This window comes from Micromonospora sp. NBRC 110009 (genome assembly GCF_030518795.1).
Taxonomy (GTDB): domain Bacteria; phylum Actinomycetota; class Actinomycetes; order Mycobacteriales; family Micromonosporaceae; genus Micromonospora.
Genome location: NZ_CP130427.1, coordinates 5,015,817 through 5,036,620 on the forward strand (window position 1 = coordinate 5,015,817; position 20,804 = coordinate 5,036,620).

Here is a 20,804-nt window from a genome sequence, read left to right on the forward strand (position 1 = left end):
ACGTCCCGTGTGGGTGGTGCCGGCGGCTCAGCGCGAGCCGGGCGCGGTGGGTGCGTTCGGGCCGCGCTGCGGGGCCGGGCCGGCCCGGTCGGGCCGGCGCGGGGGCGACTCCCGCCGGGTGGCGCGCCGGATCGGGGCGAGGGTCTCGGCGAGCAGCGCCGACATCGCCGGAGAGGGCTCCAGCCGCAGCTCGCGCAGGAGCAGGTCGCGATAGACGTAGAAGGCGTGCACCGCCTCGAACGCGTTGCCCTCGGCCAGGTGGATGCGGACCACCAGGCGGTGCGGGGTCTCCCGCAACGGCTCGGCGGCCATCGCCTCCAGGGCCGCCTCCAGGGCCTCGCCGTGCCGGCCGGCCGCGAGGTGGTTGCCGGCGAGGTCCTCCAGCATGTGCAGGCGGAGCTGGCGCAGCCGTTCCCGCTCCAGCAGCACCCAGTCGTCGTACCAGCCGGGCAGCAGGTCGTGCCGGCCGGTGACGCCGCCGGCGCGGGGGACCTGGCCGTCGCGGACCTGGGCGGCGGCCTCGACCAGCTCGTCGACGTCGAGGTGGACCGAGGTGCCCAGCCGGACGGTGTCCCCGTCGGTCAGCAGCGGGCAGCAGGGGTCCTGGCGCAACCGCCACAGCGCGGTGCGCAGCGACGACAGCGCCCGCTCCTCGGAGGTCTCCGGCCAGAGCAGGCCCGCCAGATGACTGCGGGTGGCGGCCGGTTGCAGTCCGATCAGAGCGATGACGCGTTGCAGGCCCCGGGGCACCACCACCGGGGCATCGTCGTGCAGCAGCCGGAAGCCACCCAGCAGGTGCAGTGACACCCGCGGCGTGAACGGGTCGCCGGCCGTCGGCATCCTCGATTGACCGGACACGGGCGCACCCCCTGCACCGGAACCTTCGTCCCTAGTCTCCCCTGATGCCCGGCTCGGCTGCCCGCGACCACGGTGTCGGAACGGCTCTGCCCCGGCGGCAGACGCCGCGGTCGCCGGGCTCCCTGAACGGAGATTAACAACGGCGGTTACGCTGGGTCAACGGCTGATCGTCAATGTGACCATCCCGGTAGGAGCTTCGAAAAGCAGCGCTGAACTGCGAAAAACTGTCGCTATTCACATACGGCAGATGATCTTTAGATAGCTGGCGCACAGGTTGCGTCAACGCAGCGTCACGACTTTCCAATCTGGATAGCGGCGGGGTGACGCGACGTAGACGCTGCCGGCGGCACCGTGGCGGGAGTCGTCTGGCGGGACCGTGGCACACACCCGGTCACGCCCCAGGGGAGGCCGTCCATGGAGCGCTCACTCATCGTCGCCAAGGTGATGCCGACCGCCGAGGATCGGGTTGCCGAGATCTTCGCGGAGTCGGACGCGACCGACCTGCCCGGCCTGGTCGGCGTCCGGCACCGGTCGCTCTACCGGCTGCACGACCTGTACGTCCATCTCCTGGAGACGGAGCTGCCGGCCGAGGGCGTGGTGGAGGACGCTCGGGGGCACCCCGAGTTCATCCGGGTCAGCGAGCGGCTGCGGCCGTACGTCTCGCCGTACCTGCCGACCTGGCGCTCGCCCCGGGACGCGATGGCCCACTGCTTCTACCGGTACGACGCCCCCGGGCGGCGGCCGTGACCACCACCGCGCCCCGCGACGAACAGCTCTGGTCACGCTGCGACGGCTGCGCCTCGCTGCTCTACCGCAAGCGGCTGCGCCGCAACCTCGACGTCTGCCCCGAGTGCGGGTCGCACGCCCGGCTGGACGCCCCCGACCGGGTGGCCCAGCTGGTCGACCCGGACTCGTTCACCCCGCTGCCGGACCCGCCGCCCCGGGTGGACCCGATCGGCTTCGTCGACGCGCTGCCGTACCCGCACCGGCTCAGCGCCGCGCGCGCCGGCACCGGCCTGGACGAGGCGGTGCTCTGCGGCACCGCCCGCATCGGCGGGCACCCGGTGGCGCTCGCGGTGATGGACTTCCGGTTCCTCGGCGGCAGCCTGGGCTGCGCGGTCGGCGAGCTGATCACCCGCGCCGCGGAACGCGCGCAGGCGGACGAGGTGCCGCTGGTGCTGGTCACCGCCTCCGGCGGCGCCCGGATGCAGGAGGGCGCACTGTCGCTGATGCAGATGGCCACGGTCAGCCAGGCCATCGCCGGGCTGCGCGAGGCGGGCCTGCTCACGGTCAGCGTCATCACCGACCCGACCTACGGCGGAGTGGCGGCTTCCTTCGCCACCAACACCGACGTGGTGCTCGCCGAGAGCGGCGCGCGGATGGGCTTCGCCGGACCCCGGGTGATCCGCCAGGTCACCGGCGCCACCCTGCCCGAGGGTTTCCAGACCGCCGAATTCCTGCTCCGGCACGGCCAGATCGACATGGTGGTGCCCCGGCACGCGCTGCGCGGCCGGCTGACCGCCCTGCTCGCCGCGGCCCGCGCCGGCAGGGCGGGGCGGCGTCCGCCCGTACCCCGGCAGGCGCCGGCGCGGCGGCCCGCGCCCGCCGCCGGCGCCACGACGGCCGGCCCGCCGCCGGACGCGTGGGAGACGGTACGCACGGCCCGCCACCCCGGCCGACCCACCACTCTGGACTACCTGGAGATCGCCTTCGACGGCTTCGTCGAGCTGCACGGCGACCGCCTGGGTGCGGACTGCCCGGCGGTCATCGGCGGGCTGGCCCGGCTCGACGGCCGGCCGGTGATGGTGATCGGCCACCAGAAGGGACACACCACCGCCGAGCTGGTGGCCCACAACTTCGGCATGGCCAGCCCCGCCGGGCACCGCAAGGCGTTGCGGCTGATGCGGCTGGCGGCCCGGCTCGGCCTGCCGGTGGTCACCCTGGTGGACACCCCCGGCGCGGACCCCGGGGTGGGCGCGGAGCAGCAGGGGCAGGCGGCGGCGATCGCCGAGAACATCCTGGCGCTGAGCGTGCTGCCCACCCCGGTGGTGGCGGTGGTCACCGGCGAGGGCGGCAGCGGCGGGGCGCTCGCCCTCGCCGTCGCCGACCGGGTGCTGATGCTCGAACACGCGGTCTACTCGGTGATCAGCCCGGAGGGCTGCGCCGCGATCCTCTGGCCGGACAGCTCCGCCGCCCCGCAGGCCGCCCGCGCGCTGCGGCTCACCGCCGCCGACCTGTGCCGGCTCGGGGTGGTGGACGAGGTGGTGCCCGAACCGTCGCCCGCCGCCCACGGCGATCCGACGGCCGCCGCCGACCTGCTCGGCCGGGCGGTCGCGGCGAACCTCGCCGGGCTGCTCGACGTGCCGCCGGCCACCCTGGTGCGCCGCCGCCGGCACCGGTTCCGGGGCTACGGGGCGGCCCGCACGGTGGGGGTGGCCCGGTGAGCGCGAGGAGTGAGCCGGTTCTGCGAGCCCCGCGGTCGCGAAAGGAGGTGACGCGGTGAGCGCGATTCGGCGAGCCCCGCAGCCGCGAACGGGGGTGGCACCGTGAGCGCGGCGGAGGGTTCCGACGCGGTGCTGAAGGGGCTACGCCGGCAGGCCCGCAAGCTCGTGGCCGAGCTGACCGGCCCGGTGCGCCGGGTGCGGCTGCGCAGCGGCGCGACGATGCTGGAGGTGGAGTGGCACGGGCCGGCCCAGCCGGCGCCCGCGCCGCGTACCGACCCCGAGCCGGTCCCGGTGCCAGCGGTGGAGCCGACGACCGGGGTGGACCGGCTGGCCGTGCGAGCGCCCGTGGTGGGCACCTTCTACCGGTCCCCGGAACCCGGCGCGCCGCCCTTCGTCGCCGTCGGCGACCTGGTCCGGCCCGGCCAGGTGGTCGGCATCGTCGAGGCGATGAAGCTGATGAACGAGGTCACCGCCGGCCAGGCCGGCCGGGTGGTCGAGCTGCTGGTGGAGGACGGCAAACCCGTCGAGTACGACCAGCCGCTGATCGCCCTGGAACCGACGAGCGGGCGGGGTGACTGATGTTCGAGAAGGTGCTGATCGCCAACCGGGGCGAGATCGCGCTCCGCGTGCTGCGCGCCTGCCGGGAACTGGGGGTGCGTACCGTGGTGGTGCACTCCAGTGCCGATGCGGACTCGTTGCCGGTGCGGCTGGCCGACGAGACCGTCCGGATCGGACCGGCGGCCAGCCGGCAGAGCTACCTCAACGCCGCCGCCATCGTCGAGGCCGCCCGGCAGACCGGCGCGCAGGCCGTGCACCCCGGCTACGGCTTCCTCTCCGAGGACGCCGACTTCGCCGAGATCTGCGCGGAGAACGGGCTGACCTTCGTCGGCCCGCCGCCGGAGGTGATGTCCGCCCTCGCCGACAAGTCCATCGCCCGGGCACTGATGAGCAAGGCCGGGCTGCCGTTGCCCCCGGGCAGCGTGCGTACCCTGCCGACGGCGACCGACGCGCTGGAGGTGGCCGCCGACATCGGGTACCCGGTGATCGTCAAGGCCGCGGCCGGCGGGGGCGGGCGCGGGATGACCGTGGTCCGCTGCGCCACCGAGCTGCCCCGCGCGTACGCCCGCACCCGCGCCGCCGCCCAGCTCGCCTTCGGTGACGACCGGGTGTACGTCGAGCGATACCTCACCGACGCCCGGCACGTCGAGGTGCAGGTGCTCTGCGACGGCCACGGCAACGGGATCCACCTGGGCACCCGGGACTGCTCGGTGCAGCGCCGCCACCAGAAGCTCGTCGAGGAGGCCCCGGCCCCGGCGCTGCGCCAGTCCACCCTGGACACCCTCGCCGAGGCCGCGCTGCGGGGCGCCCTGGCGGTCGGCTTCACCGGCGTCGGCACGTTCGAGTTCCTGGTGGACGCGGCGGAGGAGTGCCACTTCCTGGAGATCAACTGCCGGATCCAAGTGGAGCACCCGGTGACCGAGATGGTGACCGGCGTCGACCTGGTCCACGAGCAGCTGCACGTCGCCGCCGGTACGCCGCTGCGCCTGCGCCAGGAGGACATCCGGCTGCGCGGGGTGGCGGTGGAGTGCCGGGTCAACGTGGAGGACCCGGACCGGGACTTCGCCCCCGCGCCCGGCCGGCTCGACCGGTTCCGCCCCCCGGGCGGTCCGTTCACCCGGGTCGACACCCACGGGCACCCCGGCTACCTGGTCAGCCCGCACTACGACTCGCTGCTGGCCAAGGTGGCCGTCTGGGCGCCGGACCGGGACGGGGCGCTGGCCCGGCTGGACCGTGCCCTCGGCGAGTTCGACGTCGGCGGGCCCGGCGTGCGCACCACCATCCCGTTCGCCCGGCGGGTGCTGCGCGACCCGGCCTTCCGCGCCGGCCGGCACACCACCGGCCTGGTCGACCGGCTGCTCGCCGCCCCCGCCGACACCGCCCCGACCAATGGGGCCGCCCCGACCAATGGGGCCGCCCCGGCCAAGGCGGCCGCCCCGGCCGCGGGGACCGCTCCGGCGAATGGAACCGCCCCGGCCAACGGAAAAGCCCCGGCCAAGGTAACCGCGTCGGCCAACGGGACCGGCCCGGCCAACGGGACTGCCACGGCCAAGGGAACCGTGTCGGCAAACGGGACCGCGTCGGCCAACGGGGTCCGTCCCGATCACGGCGCCGCAGCGGCCAACGGGAACGGGTCCGCCGCCGCGGCCGTACCTGCCGACGCCAACACCGACGCCGGGGCCCCGCCCGGTCCCGCCGATGCCGCCCCGGTCAGCGGAGCCGTCTGCCCGCCCGGCGCCGCGGAATCCGTACCCGGGGCGGGCACCGCCGCCCCGACCGCCGCCGACCCCGTACCTGTTGCTCGAGCCGACGCCGACCCGGCCGGCCGTACCCCCGTCACCGCCGCGCCCGCCGCCGGCCCGACCGCTTGGAGGACCCGATGACCGTAGCTCCCGATCGACCGCTCGCCAGCGAGATCACCGACATCCTGGTCACGCACTGCGGCCTGGACGCCGAGGCCGCCGCGCGGACCCCGGCCGCCAGCCTGGAGGAGCTCGGCATGGACTCGCTGGCTCTGCTCGAACTCTCCGCGGTCGTCGCGGACCGGTGGCGGGTGAAGATCCCGGAGCAGGCCGCGCAGCTCAGCATCGGCGGCGTGGCCGAGCTGGTGGCCCGCCAGGCCGACCCGCCGGGCCACACCGAGAACAGCGTCGACATCGCCGCGCCGCTGCCCCTGGTCTGGGACGTCACCAACGACGTCGCCCGGTGGACCGAGCTGTTCACCGAGTACGCCGTGGCGGAGATCCTGGAGCGGGACGGCGACACCGTCCGGTTCCGGCTCACCATGCACCCGGACGAGAACGGGGTCTCCTGGAGCTGGGTCAGCGAACGTACCGCCGACCCGGTCACCCGGCAGGTCCGGGCCCGCCGGGTGGAGACCGGCCCGTTCGAGTACATGCGCATCCACTGGCGCTACGACGAGATCCCGGGCGGCACCCGGATGACCTGGGTGCAGGACTTCGCCATGAAGCCCACCGCCCCGGTCGACAACGCCGGCATGACCGAGCGGATCAACACCAACAGCAAGGTCCAGCTCGCCGTCATCAAGGAGCGGATCGAGCGGGCGTACGCGGGAGGCGCGCGATGACCGACACCACGACCGCCCGGGTCTCCGTCCACGACGTCACCGCCGACCGGCGGCGCGGCGGCGAGCTGCGGGTGCTGCTCGGCCCGAAGACCGTCGGCAGCACCTCCGGCTTCCTTGGGGTGGCCACCCTCGCGCCGGGGGAGCGGATCGCCGAGCACTACCACCCGTACAGCGAGGAGTTCCTCTACGTCGCCCGCGGCGCGATCACCGTCGACCTGGACGACCGGCCGGTGCCGCTCGGCACCGGGGAGGCGCTCTTCGTGGCGAAGGACGTCCGGCACCGGCTGCGCAACACCGGCGACGAGCCGGCCGAGGTGGTCTTCCACCTGGGGCCGCTCGCCCCCCGCCCGGAGTTGGGCCACGTCGACACCGAGGTGGCCCCACCACCCCGGGAACCGTCGTGACCGGCCGGCGGACCGTGGTCACCGGGGTGGGCGTCGTCGCACCCGGCGGCGCCACCCGGGACCGATTCTGGAAGACCATCACCGAGGGGCGCACCGCCACCCGGCGGATCAGCTTCTTCGACCCGTCGCCGTTCCGCTCGCAGATCGCCGCCGAGTGCGACTTCGACCCGGACGCCGCCGGGATCACCCTCGCCGAACGGCGACGCGCCGACCGGTACGTGCAGTTCGCGCTCGCCTGCTCCACCGAGGCCCTCGCCGACAGCGGGCTGACCCTCACCGACGCCGAACGCGAGCGCGCCGGCGTGGTGCTCGGCACCGCCGTCGGCGGCACCATGGCCCTCGAGCGGGAGTACGTCCGGGTCAGCGACTCGGGCCGGCACTGGCTGGTCGACCACGCGCTCGGCGGGCCGTACCTCTACCAGGCGCTGGTGCCCAGCAGCCTGGCCGCCGACGTGGCCTGCCGGCACGGCCTGCACGGCCCGGCCCAGGTCGTCTCCACCGGCTGCACCTCCGGCATCGACGCCATCGGGTACGCCCACCAGTTGATCGCCGACGGCGAGGCGGACGTGGTGCTCGCCGGGGCGTCCGACTCGCCGATCTCCCCGGTCACCGTCGCCTCCTTCGACGCCATCCAGGCCACCAGTCCGGACAACGACGACCCGGAGCACGCCTCCCGGCCGTTCGACGCCGACCGGCACGGCTTCGTGCTTGCCGAGGGCGCGGCCGTGCTGGTGCTGGAGGAGGCCGAGCACGCCCGCCGCCGGGGCGCGCACGTCTACTGCGAGCTGGCCGGCTACGCCAGCCGCAGCAACGGCTTCCACATGACCGGGCTGCGCCCCGACGGGGTGGAGATGGGCCTGGCCATCTCCGATGCGCTGCGCCAGGCCCGGCTCGCCCCGTCGGCCGTGTCGTACATCAGCGCGCACGGCTCCGGCACCCGGCAGAACGACCGGCACGAGACCGCCGCGTTCAAGCGGGCGCTCGGTGCCACCGCCTACCGGGTGCCGATCAGCTCGATCAAATCGATGGTCGGGCACTCGCTCGGCGCCATCGGCTCCATCGAGATGGCCGCCTGCGCGCTCGCCATCGAGTACGGGGTGGTGCCGCCCACCGCGAACTGGAGCACCCGCGACCCGGAGTGCGACCTGGACTACGTGCCCAACGAGGCCCGCGAGGTGCCGGTCGACGTGGCGCTCTCGGTGGGCAGCGGGTTCGGCGGCTTCCAGTCCGCGATGGTGTTCCGCCGGCTGGCGGTGAACTCATGACGGCGCGGGCGGTGGTGACCGGGATCGGGGTGGTGGCGCCCAGTGGCGTCGGCGCCGACGCGCACTGGGCCACGGTGCTCGCCGGCACCCGGCGGATCGGCCCGATCACCCTGTTCGACCCGGCGACCTATCCGACCCGGGTGGCGGGGGAGGTGCCCGACTTCGACGCCGGCGGGTTCGCCGACACCCGGCAGCGGGTGCAGACCGACCGGTGGACGCACCAAGGCTTCGCCGCCACCCGGCTGGCGCTGGCCGACGCCGGGCTGCCGGAGGTGTCGCCCGACCCCTACCGGTGGGCGGTCACCCTGGCCAGCTCCTCCGGGGGCAACCTGTTCGGCCAGCGGGAGCTGCAACGGCTCTGGGGCGGTCCGACCCGCACGGTCGGGGCGTACCAGTCGATCGCCTGGTTCTACGCGGCCAGCGTCGGGCAGCTCTCCATCCGGCACCAGTTCAAGGGGCCGTCCGGGGTGACCGTGTCCGAGTCCGCCGGTGGGCTGGACAGCCTCGCCCACGCCGTGCGGACCGTGCGCCGGGGCACCCCGGTGGTGATCGCCGGGGCGACCGAGTGCCCGCTCAGCCCGTACGCGCTGGCCTGTCAGCTCCGCTCCGGCCTGCTCAGCGACACCGCCGACCCGGAGCGCGCGTACCGGCCGTTCGACGCCGCCGCCAACGGCTACGTGCCCGCCGAGGGCGGTGCGGTCTTCGTGGTGGAGGAGTTGGGCCACGCCCTCGCCCGGGGTGTCCGGATCTACGGCGAGATCACCGGCTGGGCGGCTACCCACGACGCCGCCCCCACCGACCGCGACGCCGGCCCGGACCCGACCCACTACGCCCGGGCGCTGCGGCTGGCCCTGCAACGGGCCGGGGTCCGCGCCCACGACGTGGACGTGATCTGGCCGGACGCGCTGGGCGTGCCGGCGTACGACCGGGCCGAGGCCGCCGCCCTGCGCGCCGTGTTCGGCGACCGCACCCCGCCGGTGACCACCCAGAAGCCGCTGACCGGCCGGGCCCACCAGGGGGGATCGGCGCTGGACGCGGCCACGGCGCTGCTCGCCTTCCACCACGACCTGCTGCCCGCCTCGGCCGGCCCGGACCGGCCCGCGGCGGGGTGCGAGCTGACCTTCCTGCGGCAACCTCGCCGGCCGCGCAGCCGCATCGCGCTGGTCGGCGCCCGCGGCTTCGACGGCTTCAACAGCGCGCTGGTGCTGCGGGGCGCCGCGCCACCGCCCAGCGGCGACGCCTAGGCAGGGCCGTCGAGGATCTCGTGCCGGTGCCGCTCGGCCGGGGTGTGGTCCGCCGGCCCGGTGCCGACGTCACCGTGGTCGCCGTCGGACACCTGGTGCAGGACGCGCTCGCCGTCGCCGACGAACTCGCCGACCAACTGTCCGTGGAGGTGTTCGACCCGCGCACGCTCCACCCGTTCGACTGGGACGGCCTGCTGGCGTCGGTCTCCCGCACCGGGCGTCTGGTGGTGGTGGACGACTCCAACCGGAGCTGCGGCAGGACCCCTTGTTCGCGTTGACCAAGGAGTTTGCGTCACCGGAAGCCCCGATCCTGACGCAAACTCCTTGATCAACGAAGTGGCGCCTTGCTCAGGCCGGGGTGGCTCGCTCGGACGGTGTGGGGGTGGCGAGGAAGGCGGCGATCGGGTCGACGAGTCTGAGCGGCGCGGCCGCGATCCCGTTGTGCCCGCAGCGGGGGACCTGGAGCGTGCGCGCCCGCGGCAGGACCGCGGCCAGCAGCTCGTTGACCTCGGCGTACCAGGGCGCGGCCTGGGCGCCGCAGGCCAGCAGGACGTCGGCGGTGATCCCGGCGTACTCCTCGGCCGGTCCCTCGTGCGCCTGGATCTGCCGGGTCTCGCGCAGCGTCATGGAAAGCAGCCCACCCATCTTCCGGCCGATCGGGGTGCGGAGGAACAGCCGGCAGACCGCCGTCTGTACGCCGAGCGGGAGGCGCGACGCCGCGTCCTGCGGGTTGACGCCGGCGCCGACGAGCGCCATCGCCCGGGGGATGTTCCCGGCACGGATCGCCTCCTCTGCCGGGTCGAGATAGTCCGTCGGCAGTCCGTGTCCCGCGAGGCAGAGCGGCGCGTCGTAGACCACGACCTGGTCCAGCGGCAGCCGCAGCGCCGCCCGCAGCACCACGAACGCGCCGTAGCTGTGCCCGATGGCCCGGCGGGCGCCGGTGTGCGCGAGGACTGCGCCGAGGTCCTCGATCTCCTGCTCGACCGTGTACGGCTCCCGGCGCGCCGGAGCGTCCGCCCGGCCGCGCCGGTTGTAGAGGTGCACCGTGAACCGGTCGGCGAGCCGCGCCGCCAGCCTGCGGTACTCGTCGATGGTGACCCCGCCGCCGTGCACCACCACGACGTCCGGGCCGGTGCCCGTCGAGTGCAGGACGATGGCCGCCCCGTCCGGTGCCGTGATCCGCTCCATCACCGTCTCCTCCTCACCCCGCCGAAACCGCGAACGGTGTTTGCAGTTTACAGTGGTGTGGTGAGCGGCGCATCCACGGATTCCGGCGGGCGGTCCATCTGGAGCCGGCCGGAGCGGGGCACCCGGGGGCCCATCCCGACCCACGGCCGGGACGCGATGGTCGCCGCCGCAATCGAACTGGCCGACAAGGGGGGCCTCGGCGCGGTGTCGATGCGGGCCGTGGCCGGGGCGCTCGGCATGGCCGCCGGATCGCTCTACCGGCACCTGTCCTCCCGCGACGACCTGCTGGCCCTCATGGTCGACCGGTGCGTCGGCGAGCTGCGGCCGTACCCGGAGGGCGCCGGTGACTGGCGGGACGCCATGCTGCTGCTGGCCCGCCGTCAACTGGAGCTGTACCGGCGGCACCCGTGGCTGGCCGCCGCGATCACGCACGCGGGCACGCCCGGCCCGAACACCCTCGCCTGGTTCGACACCTGCCTGCGCGCCCTCGAGCCGGTCCACGCCCCGGTCACCGCGAAATTCGAGGCGATCGCCATGGTCACCGGCGTGGTCTCGCTCTTCGCCCGCGCGGCGGCGGCGTCCGGCCCGGTGAGTTTCGACCACGTCGACCTCGCGGCGTACCCGCACCTCGCCGCCGCGTTCGCCGAGCCCCCGTCCGCCGCGCCCCGCCAGGACCTCTTCGAGCGGACGCTGCGCGGCCTGCTGACCGGCCTCCTCACCACCGAGCCCGACTGACCACCGTCGGACAATGCGATCGACGTCCAGCCGGCCACCTCGACAGAATGCCCGGGTGAACGGCGTGCGGGGGTTGCCAACCGGGGTGCTGGACGCGGTGGTGCGCCAGGTGTACGGCGGGACCCGCGCCCCGCGGGACGTGACGCGCCTCGCCGGCGGCACCAAGAAGGGTGTCTACCGGCTCACCCTCGACGACGGCACGAGTTGCGTCCTGCACCGCTGGGACGACACCGAGGACTGGTGGCCCGCCACGGACCAGGACGCGGACGGCCCGTTCGCCGCCGCGACCGGCCTCGACCTCTTCGTCGCCGCGCACGCCGAGCTGACCGACGCCGGCGTGCGCGTACCCGAGATCCTGCTGCTCGATCCCGATGGCGACCTGGCCGTGGTGGAGGACGTCCGCGGCGGCAGTCTGGAAGCCCTGCACGCCCGCGACCCCGGCCGCGCCGCGCCCGTGCTCGCCCGGCTGGCCGAGCTGGTGCGCGCCCTGCACGGCCGCTGCGGCGACCGGTACGGCCGCCCGCTCGCTCTCGCGCCCGCGGACGCGCCACCGCCGCAGACGGTGATCCGGGACCGGGCGCTGCGTCACCTGGCGGAGTGCGCGCGCCGGGTGCCCGGCCTCGCCGCGGCTTGGGACCGGATCGCTGCCCTGCTCGACACCGCCCACGCCGCCGTGGCGCCCCGGAACGGCTACACCCTGATCCACGGTGAGCTGGGTCCGGACCACGTCCTCGTTGACGAACAGGACCGGCCGGTGCTGATCGACGTCGAGGGCGCGATGTACTTCGACCCGGAATGGGAGCACGCCTTCCTGGAGCTCCGCTTCGGCGACACCTACCATCACCTGGCCTTCGAGGGCCTGGACGAGGCCCGCCTGCGTCTCTACCGCCTGGCCCTGGACCTGTCCCTCGTGGAAGGGCCACTCCGCCTGCTCGACGGCGACTTTCCTGACCGCGCCTTCATGCGGTCCATTGCCGACCACGCGACGAACCGCCTCCTGGCCCGCCCTCCGTCCCGTTGACCGAGGAGTTCGTGTCGCCGGAGGGCGGATTTCCGACGCGAACTCGTCCGTCACCGGGGTGCGAGGTAGGCGCCCAGCACCCGGAGGGTCTCCGTCGCGGCGATGGCGTCGCTGCGGGCGCTGCCATGCCGGCCGTCGCTGCTGTACAGCGACGGGTCGGCGACCATCGGGTGGTCGGTCAGGTGCACGTGCAGGGTGCCGAGCCGCCGCGCCACCGCGGCCGTGTGCGAGGACAGCAGGCGCATCCGCTCACCCAGTCCGGCTTGGAGCGCCGGGGGGACGGCCGGGCTGTGCGACACGTCGAACATGCCGACCGTGATGACGTCCGCTCCCACGTCCCGCAAGGCGGTGACCATCGCGGTGAGCTCGGCGTCCACCGCGTCCGGGTCGTAGCCGGGCCGGAAGGCGTCGTTGCCGCCGCAGACCACCAGCGCCAGGTCGGGGCCGAAGTCGAGTGCGGGAGCGACCTGCGTCGCCCGCACCTCGTGCGCCCGCAGCCCCCGCCGGCCCAGATTCAGGTACGCCAGTCCAGGGTGGACGGCCCGCAGCTCGGCGGCGATCCGGTCCGCCCACTGCAGGTCCGGGTACCCCTCGACCGGCTCGCACATGCCCTCGGCCACGCTGTCGCCCAGCACCACGAACCGTCGCCACGGGTGGCCGCGCAGCAGGTCCGCGCTCTCTCCCTCGCGCAGGCACCACGGGTCCGTCGCTTCGGTCACCGTCGATCCCACAACCGCACGCTAGCCGATCCGCGCGTGGCCGTCGATCGTCGATCAGCGCGGCGCGAGGGCGAGCAGGAGGAGGGTCGCCACCAGGCCGGCGCCGGCCACCACGAGCATCGGCCGGGGGGTCAGCACGGCATGCCGGCGGTCGGCGATCAATCGGGCCGGAGCCAGCCCGACCAGCGGTCCGAGCAGCGTGACGACCAGTGCCAGCACCGGCATGCCGACCGCGAGGTCGCCGCCGGAGCCGTGCCCCAGCGCCCGCGCGGCCAGCCCCAGGGCGTACGCGACGACCGCGCCGCCGATCCCGCAGCCCACCAGCAGCGGGTTGGCCGAGCCGGGCAGCTCGCCCGGTTGGCGGGTACGGTCCAGCAGCTCGCGTACCCCGTGCAGCAGCGGCACCGGGTCCCCGGCGGCGTCCCGGGCCGGCCCCGGCGGGTCGCCCAGCCGCCGCCCGCCCGCGCCGACCCGGGCGCGCAGCTGCCCCCACAGGTGGGTGGCCTCACCGTCGACCCGCTCCACCAGCTCCCGCGCCTGCGCCACCTCCGCCTCGGCCCGGCGGACCTGCTCGGTGGCCTCGGCCACCGCCCGGTCGGCCGCGGCGCACTGCTGCGCGTACCAGGTGTGCGCCTCGGCGCGTTGGGCGGCCACCCGGGCGGTCAGCTCGGCGAGCCGACGGATCTGGGCGGCGTACGTCTCACTGGTGACCGGTGCGTTCATCGGGGAGGACCATAGGGGATGATCACCTGTCCGGTGCGGTGCACCGCCCGGTCGAAGTAGAGACCGCGCCACGGCCGCGGGTACCAGTCCGGGCCGCCGGTGCCCGGGTAGAGCGAGGAGCCCAGCTCCGCGCCCTGCACGTCGAGGGCCACCCACGCGCCGATGTTCTCGATGCGGGCGGCCGGACCGCCCAGGTCGGCCCGCATCCGTGCCACCCCGCGCCACCAGGCCAGCACGTGGGTACGCCGTTCCGGCCCGTCGTGCAGGATCCGGCGCAGCTGCTCCAGGCCGGTACGCCCGCCGGCCTTGCCGGCGAGCTGCCCGGCCGCCGCGTCGACCGCGTACAGCAGCAGGTAGTGCGGGCTGTTCGGGGTGCCCGGGGCGCCCAGCGTGTCGCCCACCTCGGCCATCAGCTCGGGCACGGTCTCCTCGTCGTACCAGGCGGCGTCGCCGGCCAGGTCCTCGTAGAGGGCGCGGGCGGCCGGGTCGGCGTCCGGGTCGAGGCAGGCGATGGAGAACCGGGCGGTGCCGGGGCGGTGCTGGCGGGCGAGGGTGCGGGCCGCCGCGTCGAGCACCGCGCACGCCTCGTCGACGCGGGTGCCGAGCACGGCCAGGTTCCGTCCGGGGGCGCGGGGCAGCCGCAGCGCCGCCGAGCGGGCCTGCACGTCGATGATCTCCCCGAGCAGCGCCACCGGGTTGCGCGGCACGCCCTGCTCGGGGGCGGTCAGGGCGCGGAAGTCCGGTGCGCCGGCCAGCTTCGGGATGGCGTCGCCGTCGAAGAGCCGGGCCGGGGCGGCGTCCTGCGGGCGCATCCGCCACAGCCGGTGCTGCAGTTCGCTCCAGGTCTCCCAGTCGCTGGCCGACGGGATGCGGGCCACCTCGTTCCCCTCGACCAGGCCGGACTCGGCGTTGACCACGGCGTGGTGCCGGGGCAGCGACTGCGCCGCGTCGTTGCGTTCGGCCAGGATGCGCAGCGCCTTGGGCAGCGCGATCCGCAGGGTGAACTGGGCGACCAGCGCGGGCCTCCCCCAGAGCGCCTCGATGCCGCGGACGTCCTGCGAGGCGAGCACCAGGTGGATGCCCTGCGACCGGCCCCGCCGGGCCAGGTCCTCCAGCAGGTCGGCGGCCTCCCGGGCGACCACGTCCCGGCCGGCGAGCAGCGCCTGGAACTCGTCGACCACCGCGACGATCCGGGGCCAGTGCCCGGTCGGGTCCACCGCCCGCAGCTCGGCCAGCTTGGTGACCTCGTGCTTCTTCGCGGCGTCCGCCCGCCGGCGCAGCTCCTCGGCGAGGAAGCGCAGCAGCGCCAGCCCGAACTCGCGGTCGGTGTTGACGTTGATGCCGACCAGTCGCATGTGCGGCAGCCAGCTCGGGTCCCGCCGGCCCTTGGCGAACCGGGCGAAGGACACCCCCTCCTTGAAGTCCAGCAGGTAGAACTCCAGCTCGGCGGGGGAGTAGCGGGAGGCGAGCGCGCCGATCCATGCGAAGATCAGGTTGGTCTTGCCGGTGCCGGACGGGCCGCCGATCAGCGCGTGCGGCGGGTAGTCGCCGAGGGTGAGCAGCACCGGCCGCCCGTGCGGGCCCTCGCCGATCGGCGCGGTGAGCCCGTGCGCCGAGTCCTCCCGCCAGTACCCCTCGGCCGGGGGCAGCAGGTCGGTGAAGGGCGCCGGCGGCGGGCCGGCGTTGACCCGGGACGCCACCTCCCGGCAGGTCTCGGTGACCAGGGTGGCCGGCGGCGGCTCGTCGAGGACCACCGGCAGCCCGGCGATCCGGGCGTCGTCCGGCTCCACCGCCACCCGGGTGACCGTCGGAGCATCCGGCAGGTCGATGCCGCGGACCACCAGGTGCACCCCGCAGGCCGCCCCGGTGCGGACCACCCGGTCCAGCTGGCCGCGCTCGTGCCGGGACAGCTCGTCCCCGCCGAGCAGCACCGCCACCCGCCACGGCTCGGGCCGGCGGCCGGTCGCCGCGGCGAGGGCGCGCAGCGACGGGTACTCGCCGGCGAGCACGGTCTCGTTGATCCGGCGGATCTGTTCCACCAGGTCGTCCAGCAGCTTGCCCAGCCCGCCGGGGCCGACGAACGTGAGCAGCCCGCCGGTGCCGAGCGGGGCGAACCCGGCCAGCCCGCCGCCGAGGTGCTCGGGGTCGTACCCGAACAGCCGTACGCCGCCCGGGTCGGCGCGGCCCACCGAGCGCAGCAGCAGCGCGGGCAGCAGCGCGGCGATGCCCTCCCCGTCGCTGCCCGCGAGGTGCACGTGCCCGCCGTCGAGCAGCGGAACCAGCGCCGGCACGGCCTCGCCGCCGGGGATCCGTACCGTGCCGACCCGGACCGCGCCGGGGGTCTCGGTCCGGCCGGCCGGGGTGGGGCGCCAGTGGTCCCAGCGCGCGGACGCCGCGCCCGGCGCCTCCCGCTCGGCCGCCGCGGCGGCCCGGCGGGTGAGCTCCGCGATCCGCCGGGCGTGCCGGGCGTCGATCTCGGCCAGCCGGCGGTCGCGGGCGGCGCCCACCCGCTCCGGTACGGCCGCGGCGGCCCGCCGCACCCGGGCCAGCCGGTCCCGGCCGGCGGCCAGTTCCGCGTCGGCGGCGGCGAGCCCGTTCCGGGTCGCGCCGAGGGCCTCGGAGAGCATCCCCCGGACCCGCGTCACCAGTTGGGCGCGGACGTCAGCCACGGGTCCGCTCCCGCTCGTCGGCGGCCCTGGGCAGGTCCCGCCCCAGCCGGTCCAGCAGGACCCCGGTGACGACCCCGGCGGTCACCGCCGGATCCGCCGCGTGCGGCTGCCCCTCGTCGCCGGGGCGGTGGGGCGGGGGCATCCGGCAGACCCGGCTCAGCAGGGTGTCCAGCACCGGGGGCGGCAGTCCGGGCAGCAGGTCCCGCACCCGCCCGTCCAGTTCCCGGCGCAGCCGGCCCAGGTCGTCGGCGCGCGGCGGGTGCCCGAGCAGCTCGCCGGCCAGGTCGCGGAGCATCGGCGGGGCGATCGCGGCCAGCCCCAGCCCGACGTCGGCGTGCGCGCCGCGCAGCTCGCGGTGCAGCCGGTCCCGGTCACCGGAGCGGACCCCGGTGACCACCCGCCGCAGCAGCTCCCGGGAGTCGCCGACCCGCTCGTCCGGCTCGTCCGGCGCGCCCTCCCGGCCGCCGGTCAGCTCCGCCACCCGCACCGCCCACCAGCGGCGCACCGTCGGCTGCTGGCCCGGCTCCGGTACGCCACCCGGGGCGGGCGGTGGTGTCTCGCCCCGGGTGGCGTACCGGGGCCGCCGCTCGCCGGTCGGGGCCGGCGCTCCGTCGGCGGCCAGCCCGATCGCCGCCAGGTACGCCGACAGCTGTTCCTGGGCCACCCGCAGCGCGTACCCGGCGGTCTCGGCGTGCTCGGTCGCGGCCGATAGCTCCGGCACCCCCATCGGGTTGGCCGACTCCTGGCGTACCCAGCGCAGCCGCTCGGTGGCCTGGCCGAACTTCTCGAGGGCCAGGGCGAGCGGGGCGAGCGGTAGCTCCTCGGCGGCGGCGCGGACCTGCGCGCCGATGTCCTCGACGATGGACACGGACCGGCCCTCAGAGGGTGGCGACGTAGAGCTGCGCCTGCTCGACCGCGACCAGGGTGGCGGCGAGGCATTCCTCCAGCTCCTGGCTGGCCTGCGTCAGCGACGCCTGGGCCGCCTCCACGGTCTCGTGCCCGCTGCCCTCCAGCGCCCCGGCCAGCGTCTGCTGCGCCTCGGCCAGCTTCTCGCCGGCCGCCTGCACGGCTGTCTGCCCGTCACCTATCTGTTGGAGGGCGACATCGATGGCTGCCTTCAGCTCGGCGACGCTCGCCACGGGGGACCTCCTGGGGGCAAGGGAGATCTCCATTACAACCCATCCCCACGGGTGGGCGAACATCCGCCCTCGCGGTGTTCCTGCCCCGTTGTCCGATTGTGCCGCTGAAGTGCGCGAAGAGCCGCGACGGCCGACCGCCCGGTCCCGCCGGGGAGACAACCGGTCCCGCCCACGGTCGGGCGGCGGTGGTCACCGGAGCAGCCAGCGCGGTCCGTACACCTCGGCGCCCAGCGCACCCACCCGGGACCGCAGCTCCCGGTCGGCGGTGACCACCACCCGGCGGCGGCCCGGCGCCGCCGCGACCAGCTCGACCATGGTGTCGTCGCCGGACCCCGGCGCAGCCACCACGGCGACCCCGGGCACCGCCGGCACGTCCCGCGCGGCGCCCTCCAGCACCAGCACCACCTCCACCGGCGGCGGCAGCTCCGGGGGTACGCCCGCTTCGGCCAGCGGCACCAGCGCGTCGCGCAGCCGCGCGGCCGCCCCGGCCCGGTCCCGCCACCAGCCGTCGGGCCGCGAGCCCACCACGTTCGCGCCGTCGACGATCAGCAGCGGCCTGGTCTCCATGCCCCCAGCGTGCCACCCGGCCGCGTTTGTCGCGCCGAGCGCCGGGTAGCCACCGCCGACCGTGCCGCGCCATGTCGCGCCCCGGCCGTGCCGACCGACTGCGGAGGACAGAGATGATGGGACCCGGTGAATTCGGCAACGACCCGTGGGACGAGTTCCTGGCCCGGTACTTCGGCCGGGGCGAGGGGGGACGCCGGCCGGCGCACCGGGTCGACATCACCCGTCTGATGACCGCCGACGCGCGGGAGATGCTCGCCGACGCGGCCCGCCGGGCCGCCCAGAAGCACAGCAACGACCTGGACACCGATCACCTGCTCTGGGCGGCGTTGCAGCGCGAGCCGCTGCGCGACCTGGTACGCCGCGCCGGCGCCGACCCGGACGCGCTGGTCAACGCCCTCGGCGGGCGCGGGGACGGGGCGCCGCGCGGCGAGGTGCCGCCGAACCTGTCGCTCACCCCGGCGGCCAAGCGGGCGCTGCTCGACGCGCACCAGCTGTCCCGGGCGATGGGGGCCAACTACATCGGTCCCGAGCACATCCTGATGGCCCTGCCGCTCAACCCGGAGTCGCCGGCCGGCCGGATGCTGGCCGCCGGCCGGATCCAGCCGGAGTCGTTGCAGGCGGCCAGCGCCGAGCGCGGCCAGACGGGCGGACCGCGGCCGGACCGCGGCACCCCCACCCTGGACCAGTACGGCCAGGACCTCACCGACCTGGCCCGGATGGACCAGATCGACCCGGTGATCGGCCGGGCCGACGAGATCGAGCAGGCCGTGGAGATCCTCTCCCGGCGGACCAAGAACAACCCGGTGCTGATCGGTGAGGCCGGTGTCGGCAAGACCGCCATCGTGGAGGGGCTGGCCGAGCGGATCTGCGACGGCGACGTGCCGCAGACCCTGATCGGCAAGCGGGTCATCCAGCTCGACCTGGCCGGCCTGGTGGCGGGCACCCGCTACCGGGGCGACTTCGAGGAACGCCTCAAGAAGGTGATCGACGAGATCCGCGCCCACCGCGAGGAGCTGATCATCTTCCTGGACGAGATCCACACCCTGGTCGGCGCGGGCGGCGCCGGCAGCGAGGGCGGGATGGACGCGTCGAACATGCTCAAGCCCGCGCTGGCCCGCGGCGAGCTGCGGGTGATCGGCGCGACCACGCTGGACGAGTACCGGCGCAGCATCGAGAAGGACGCCGCGCTGGCCCGCCGGTTCCAGCCGGTGCTGGTCCCCGAGCCGTCCGTGGAGGACACCGTCAGCATCCTGCGTGGCCTGCGCGACCGCTACGAGGCCCACCACCAGGTCCGCTTCACCGACGAGGCGCTGGTGGCCGCCGCCGAGCTCTCCGACCGGTACATCACCGACCGGTACCTGCCGGACAAGGCGATCGACCTGATCGACCAGGCCGGTGCCCGGGTCCGGTTGCGCACCCGCACCCCGGCAGAGGATGTCCGCGAGCTGGAGCGCCAGCTCGACGAGGTACGCCGGGACAAGGACCAGGCGGTGGCCGACGAACAGTACGAGAAGGCGTCCTCGCTGCGCGACCGGGTGTCCGACCTGGAGGACCAGATCCGCCGCGCCCGCGGCGAAGGGGGCCCCAACCAGGTGCCGGAGGTGGGACCGAAGGAGATCGCCGAGGTGGTCTCCCGGTCCACCGGCATCCCGGTCAACCAGCTCACGGAGGAGGAACGCGACCGGCTGCTGCGCCTGGAGGGGTACCTGCACGAGAAGGTGGTCGGCCAGGACGACGCGGTCAGCGCGGTCGCCGAGGCGGTGCGCCGCTCCCGTACCGGGCTGGCCGACCCGAACCGGCCGATGGGCAGCTTCATGTTCCTCGGGCCCACCGGCGTCGGCAAGACCGAGCTGGCCCGGGCCCTCGCCGAGGCGCTGTTCGGCGAGGCGGACCGGATGGTCCGGGTGGACATGAGCGAGTTCCAGGAGCGGCACACGGTCAGCCGGCTGGTCGGCGCCCCGCCCGGATACGTCGGCTACGAGGAGGCCGGCCAGCTCACCGAGGCGGTCCGCCGCCGCCCGTACGCGGTGGTGCTGCTCGACGAGATCGAGAAGGCGCACCCGGATGTGTTCAACATCCTCCTTCAGGTGCTCGACGACGGCCGGCTCACCGACAGCCAGGGCCGGACGGTGAACTTCAAGAACACCGTACTGATCATGACGAGCAACCTGGGCTCGGAGCTGATCACCGGCACTCAGCGCACCGTCGGCTTCGCCGCCGGCGAAACCGGCGGCCAGCAGGAGTCCAACGAGCTGCGGGAGCGGCTGATGCGCCGGCTCCAGGAGAACTTCCGGCCCGAGTTCCTCAACCGGATCGACGAGATCATCATCTTCCAGCGCCTCGAGGCCGAGCAGCTGCGGCAGATCACCGAGCTGCTGCTGGAGGAGACCCGCCGCCGCCTGCACGCGCAGGACATCCAGGTCGAGTTCACCACCGCCGGCATCGACTGGCTGGCCGAGCACGGCTACCAGCCCGAGTTCGGCGCCCGGCCGCTGCGCCGGGTCATCCAGCGGGAGGTCGACAACCGGCTGTCCCGGATGCTGCTGGAGAACGAGATCTCGCCGGGCCAGAAGGTCGTCGTCGACGCGCGGGACGGTCAGCTCGCCGTCGACGTGACCGCCGGCGAGCGCGGCTACACGGCAGCATCGACGTCCCACCCGCGGTGAGCGGGGACGTGCCGTCT

Annotated in this window: 18 protein-coding genes and 2 pseudogenes; 12 read left to right on the plus strand and 8 right to left on the minus strand. The window is 75.1% G+C overall.

What is annotated here, in order from left to right; genetic code table 11:
* Positions 1-27: 27 nt before the first annotated feature.
* On the minus strand, positions 28-840 hold the full coding sequence (locus Q2K19_RS23820) for an AfsR/SARP family transcriptional regulator (RefSeq protein ID WP_302772730.1): 813 nt from the start codon (positions 838-840) through the stop codon (positions 28-30).
* 432 nt (positions 841-1,272) lie between these two features.
* Here Q2K19_RS23820 and Q2K19_RS23825 point away from each other — a divergent pair, with 432 nt between their 5' ends.
* The 9 genes and pseudogenes from Q2K19_RS23825 to Q2K19_RS23865 all read left to right on the plus strand — a co-directional run.
* The gene (locus tag Q2K19_RS23825) at positions 1,273-1,605 is read left to right on the plus strand and encodes a TcmI family type II polyketide cyclase (protein WP_302763852.1); all 333 of its coding nucleotides are present in this window, start codon (positions 1,273-1,275) and stop codon (positions 1,603-1,605) included.
* Positions 1,602-3,302: an acetyl-CoA carboxylase carboxyltransferase subunit alpha gene (locus Q2K19_RS23830; protein ID WP_302763854.1), complete on the plus strand. Its 1,701-nt coding sequence runs from the start codon at positions 1,602-1,604 to the stop codon at positions 3,300-3,302. Before Q2K19_RS23825 ends, Q2K19_RS23830 begins: the two co-directional genes overlap by 4 nt.
* A 102-nt stretch (positions 3,303-3,404) precedes the next feature.
* A complete protein-coding gene (accB, locus tag Q2K19_RS23835; RefSeq protein WP_302763856.1) occupies positions 3,405-3,881 on the plus strand; it encodes an acetyl-CoA carboxylase biotin carboxyl carrier protein in 477 nt (158 codons plus the stop codon).
* Positions 3,881-5,224: pseudogene (locus Q2K19_RS23840) on the plus strand (acetyl-CoA carboxylase biotin carboxylase subunit); the annotation flags it as partial. The gene accB and the pseudogene Q2K19_RS23840, both read left to right, overlap by 1 nt.
* A 515-nt stretch (positions 5,225-5,739) precedes the next feature.
* On the plus strand, positions 5,740-6,447 hold the full coding sequence (locus tag Q2K19_RS23845; RefSeq protein ID WP_302763857.1) for an SRPBCC family protein: 708 nt from the start codon (positions 5,740-5,742) through the stop codon (positions 6,445-6,447).
* The gene (locus tag Q2K19_RS23850; protein ID WP_302763859.1) at positions 6,444-6,851 is read left to right on the plus strand and encodes a cupin domain-containing protein; all 408 of its coding nucleotides are present in this window, start codon (positions 6,444-6,446) and stop codon (positions 6,849-6,851) included. The genes Q2K19_RS23845 and Q2K19_RS23850 overlap by 4 nt, the downstream gene beginning before the upstream one ends.
* Positions 6,848-8,116 (plus strand): beta-ketoacyl-[acyl-carrier-protein] synthase family protein, encoded by a 1,269-nt coding sequence (locus Q2K19_RS23855; protein ID WP_302763860.1) that lies wholly within the window; start codon positions 6,848-6,850, stop codon positions 8,114-8,116. Before Q2K19_RS23850 ends, Q2K19_RS23855 begins: the two co-directional genes overlap by 4 nt.
* Entirely contained in the window at positions 8,113-9,360 is a 1,248-nt protein-coding gene (locus Q2K19_RS23860) for a beta-ketoacyl synthase N-terminal-like domain-containing protein (protein ID WP_302763862.1), read from the plus strand. The genes Q2K19_RS23855 and Q2K19_RS23860 overlap by 4 nt, the downstream gene beginning before the upstream one ends.
* An 8-nt stretch (positions 9,361-9,368) precedes the next feature.
* Positions 9,369-9,617: pseudogene (locus Q2K19_RS23865) on the plus strand (transketolase C-terminal domain-containing protein); the annotation flags it as partial.
* Positions 9,618-9,708: 91 nt separating this feature from the next.
* Here the strand turns inward: Q2K19_RS23865 and Q2K19_RS23870 are convergent.
* A complete protein-coding gene (locus Q2K19_RS23870; protein WP_302763863.1) occupies positions 9,709-10,548 on the minus strand; it encodes an alpha/beta fold hydrolase in 840 nt (279 codons plus the stop codon).
* Between the two features lie 60 nt (positions 10,549-10,608).
* Here Q2K19_RS23870 and Q2K19_RS23875 point away from each other — a divergent pair, with 60 nt between their 5' ends.
* Together Q2K19_RS23875 and Q2K19_RS23880 are read left to right on the plus strand one after the other, a co-directional pair.
* Positions 10,609-11,283, plus strand: coding sequence for a TetR/AcrR family transcriptional regulator (locus Q2K19_RS23875; RefSeq protein ID WP_302763864.1), 675 nt, complete (start codon positions 10,609-10,611; stop codon positions 11,281-11,283).
* 55 nt (positions 11,284-11,338) lie between these two features.
* On the plus strand, positions 11,339-12,304 hold the full coding sequence (locus Q2K19_RS23880) for a phosphotransferase family protein (RefSeq protein WP_302763866.1): 966 nt from the start codon (positions 11,339-11,341) through the stop codon (positions 12,302-12,304).
* 50 nt (positions 12,305-12,354) lie between these two features.
* Here Q2K19_RS23880 and Q2K19_RS23885 read toward each other — a convergent pair whose 3' ends face one another.
* From Q2K19_RS23885 to Q2K19_RS23910, 6 genes are all read right to left on the minus strand, one after another.
* A complete protein-coding gene (locus Q2K19_RS23885; RefSeq protein WP_302763867.1) occupies positions 12,355-13,035 on the minus strand; it encodes an SGNH/GDSL hydrolase family protein in 681 nt (226 codons plus the stop codon).
* A gap of 42 nt (positions 13,036-13,077) precedes the next feature.
* Positions 13,078-13,746, minus strand: a complete 669-nt coding sequence (locus tag Q2K19_RS23890) for a hypothetical protein (protein ID WP_302763868.1) — start codon at positions 13,744-13,746, stop codon at positions 13,078-13,080.
* Complete coding sequence (locus Q2K19_RS23895; protein ID WP_302763869.1) at positions 13,743-16,415, minus strand: FtsK/SpoIIIE domain-containing protein; 2,673 nt, start codon at positions 16,413-16,415, stop codon at positions 13,743-13,745. Before Q2K19_RS23895 ends, Q2K19_RS23890 begins: the two co-directional genes overlap by 4 nt.
* On the minus strand, positions 16,408-17,283 hold the full coding sequence (locus tag Q2K19_RS23900) for a hypothetical protein (RefSeq protein WP_302763871.1): 876 nt from the start codon (positions 17,281-17,283) through the stop codon (positions 16,408-16,410). Before Q2K19_RS23900 ends, Q2K19_RS23895 begins: the two co-directional genes overlap by 8 nt.
* Positions 17,284-17,293: 10 nt before the next feature.
* The gene (locus Q2K19_RS23905; RefSeq protein WP_030504016.1) at positions 17,294-17,554 is read right to left on the minus strand and encodes a hypothetical protein; all 261 of its coding nucleotides are present in this window, start codon (positions 17,552-17,554) and stop codon (positions 17,294-17,296) included.
* A gap of 189 nt (positions 17,555-17,743) precedes the next feature.
* Positions 17,744-18,121: a hypothetical protein gene (locus tag Q2K19_RS23910; protein ID WP_302763889.1), complete on the minus strand. Its 378-nt coding sequence runs from the start codon at positions 18,119-18,121 to the stop codon at positions 17,744-17,746.
* Positions 18,122-18,234: 113 nt separating this feature from the next.
* On the opposite strand from Q2K19_RS23910, the gene Q2K19_RS23915 reads away from it, so the two are divergent.
* Positions 18,235-20,787, plus strand: coding sequence for an ATP-dependent Clp protease ATP-binding subunit (locus Q2K19_RS23915; RefSeq protein ID WP_302763890.1), 2,553 nt, complete (start codon positions 18,235-18,237; stop codon positions 20,785-20,787).
* Positions 20,788-20,804: the final 17 nt, after the last annotated feature.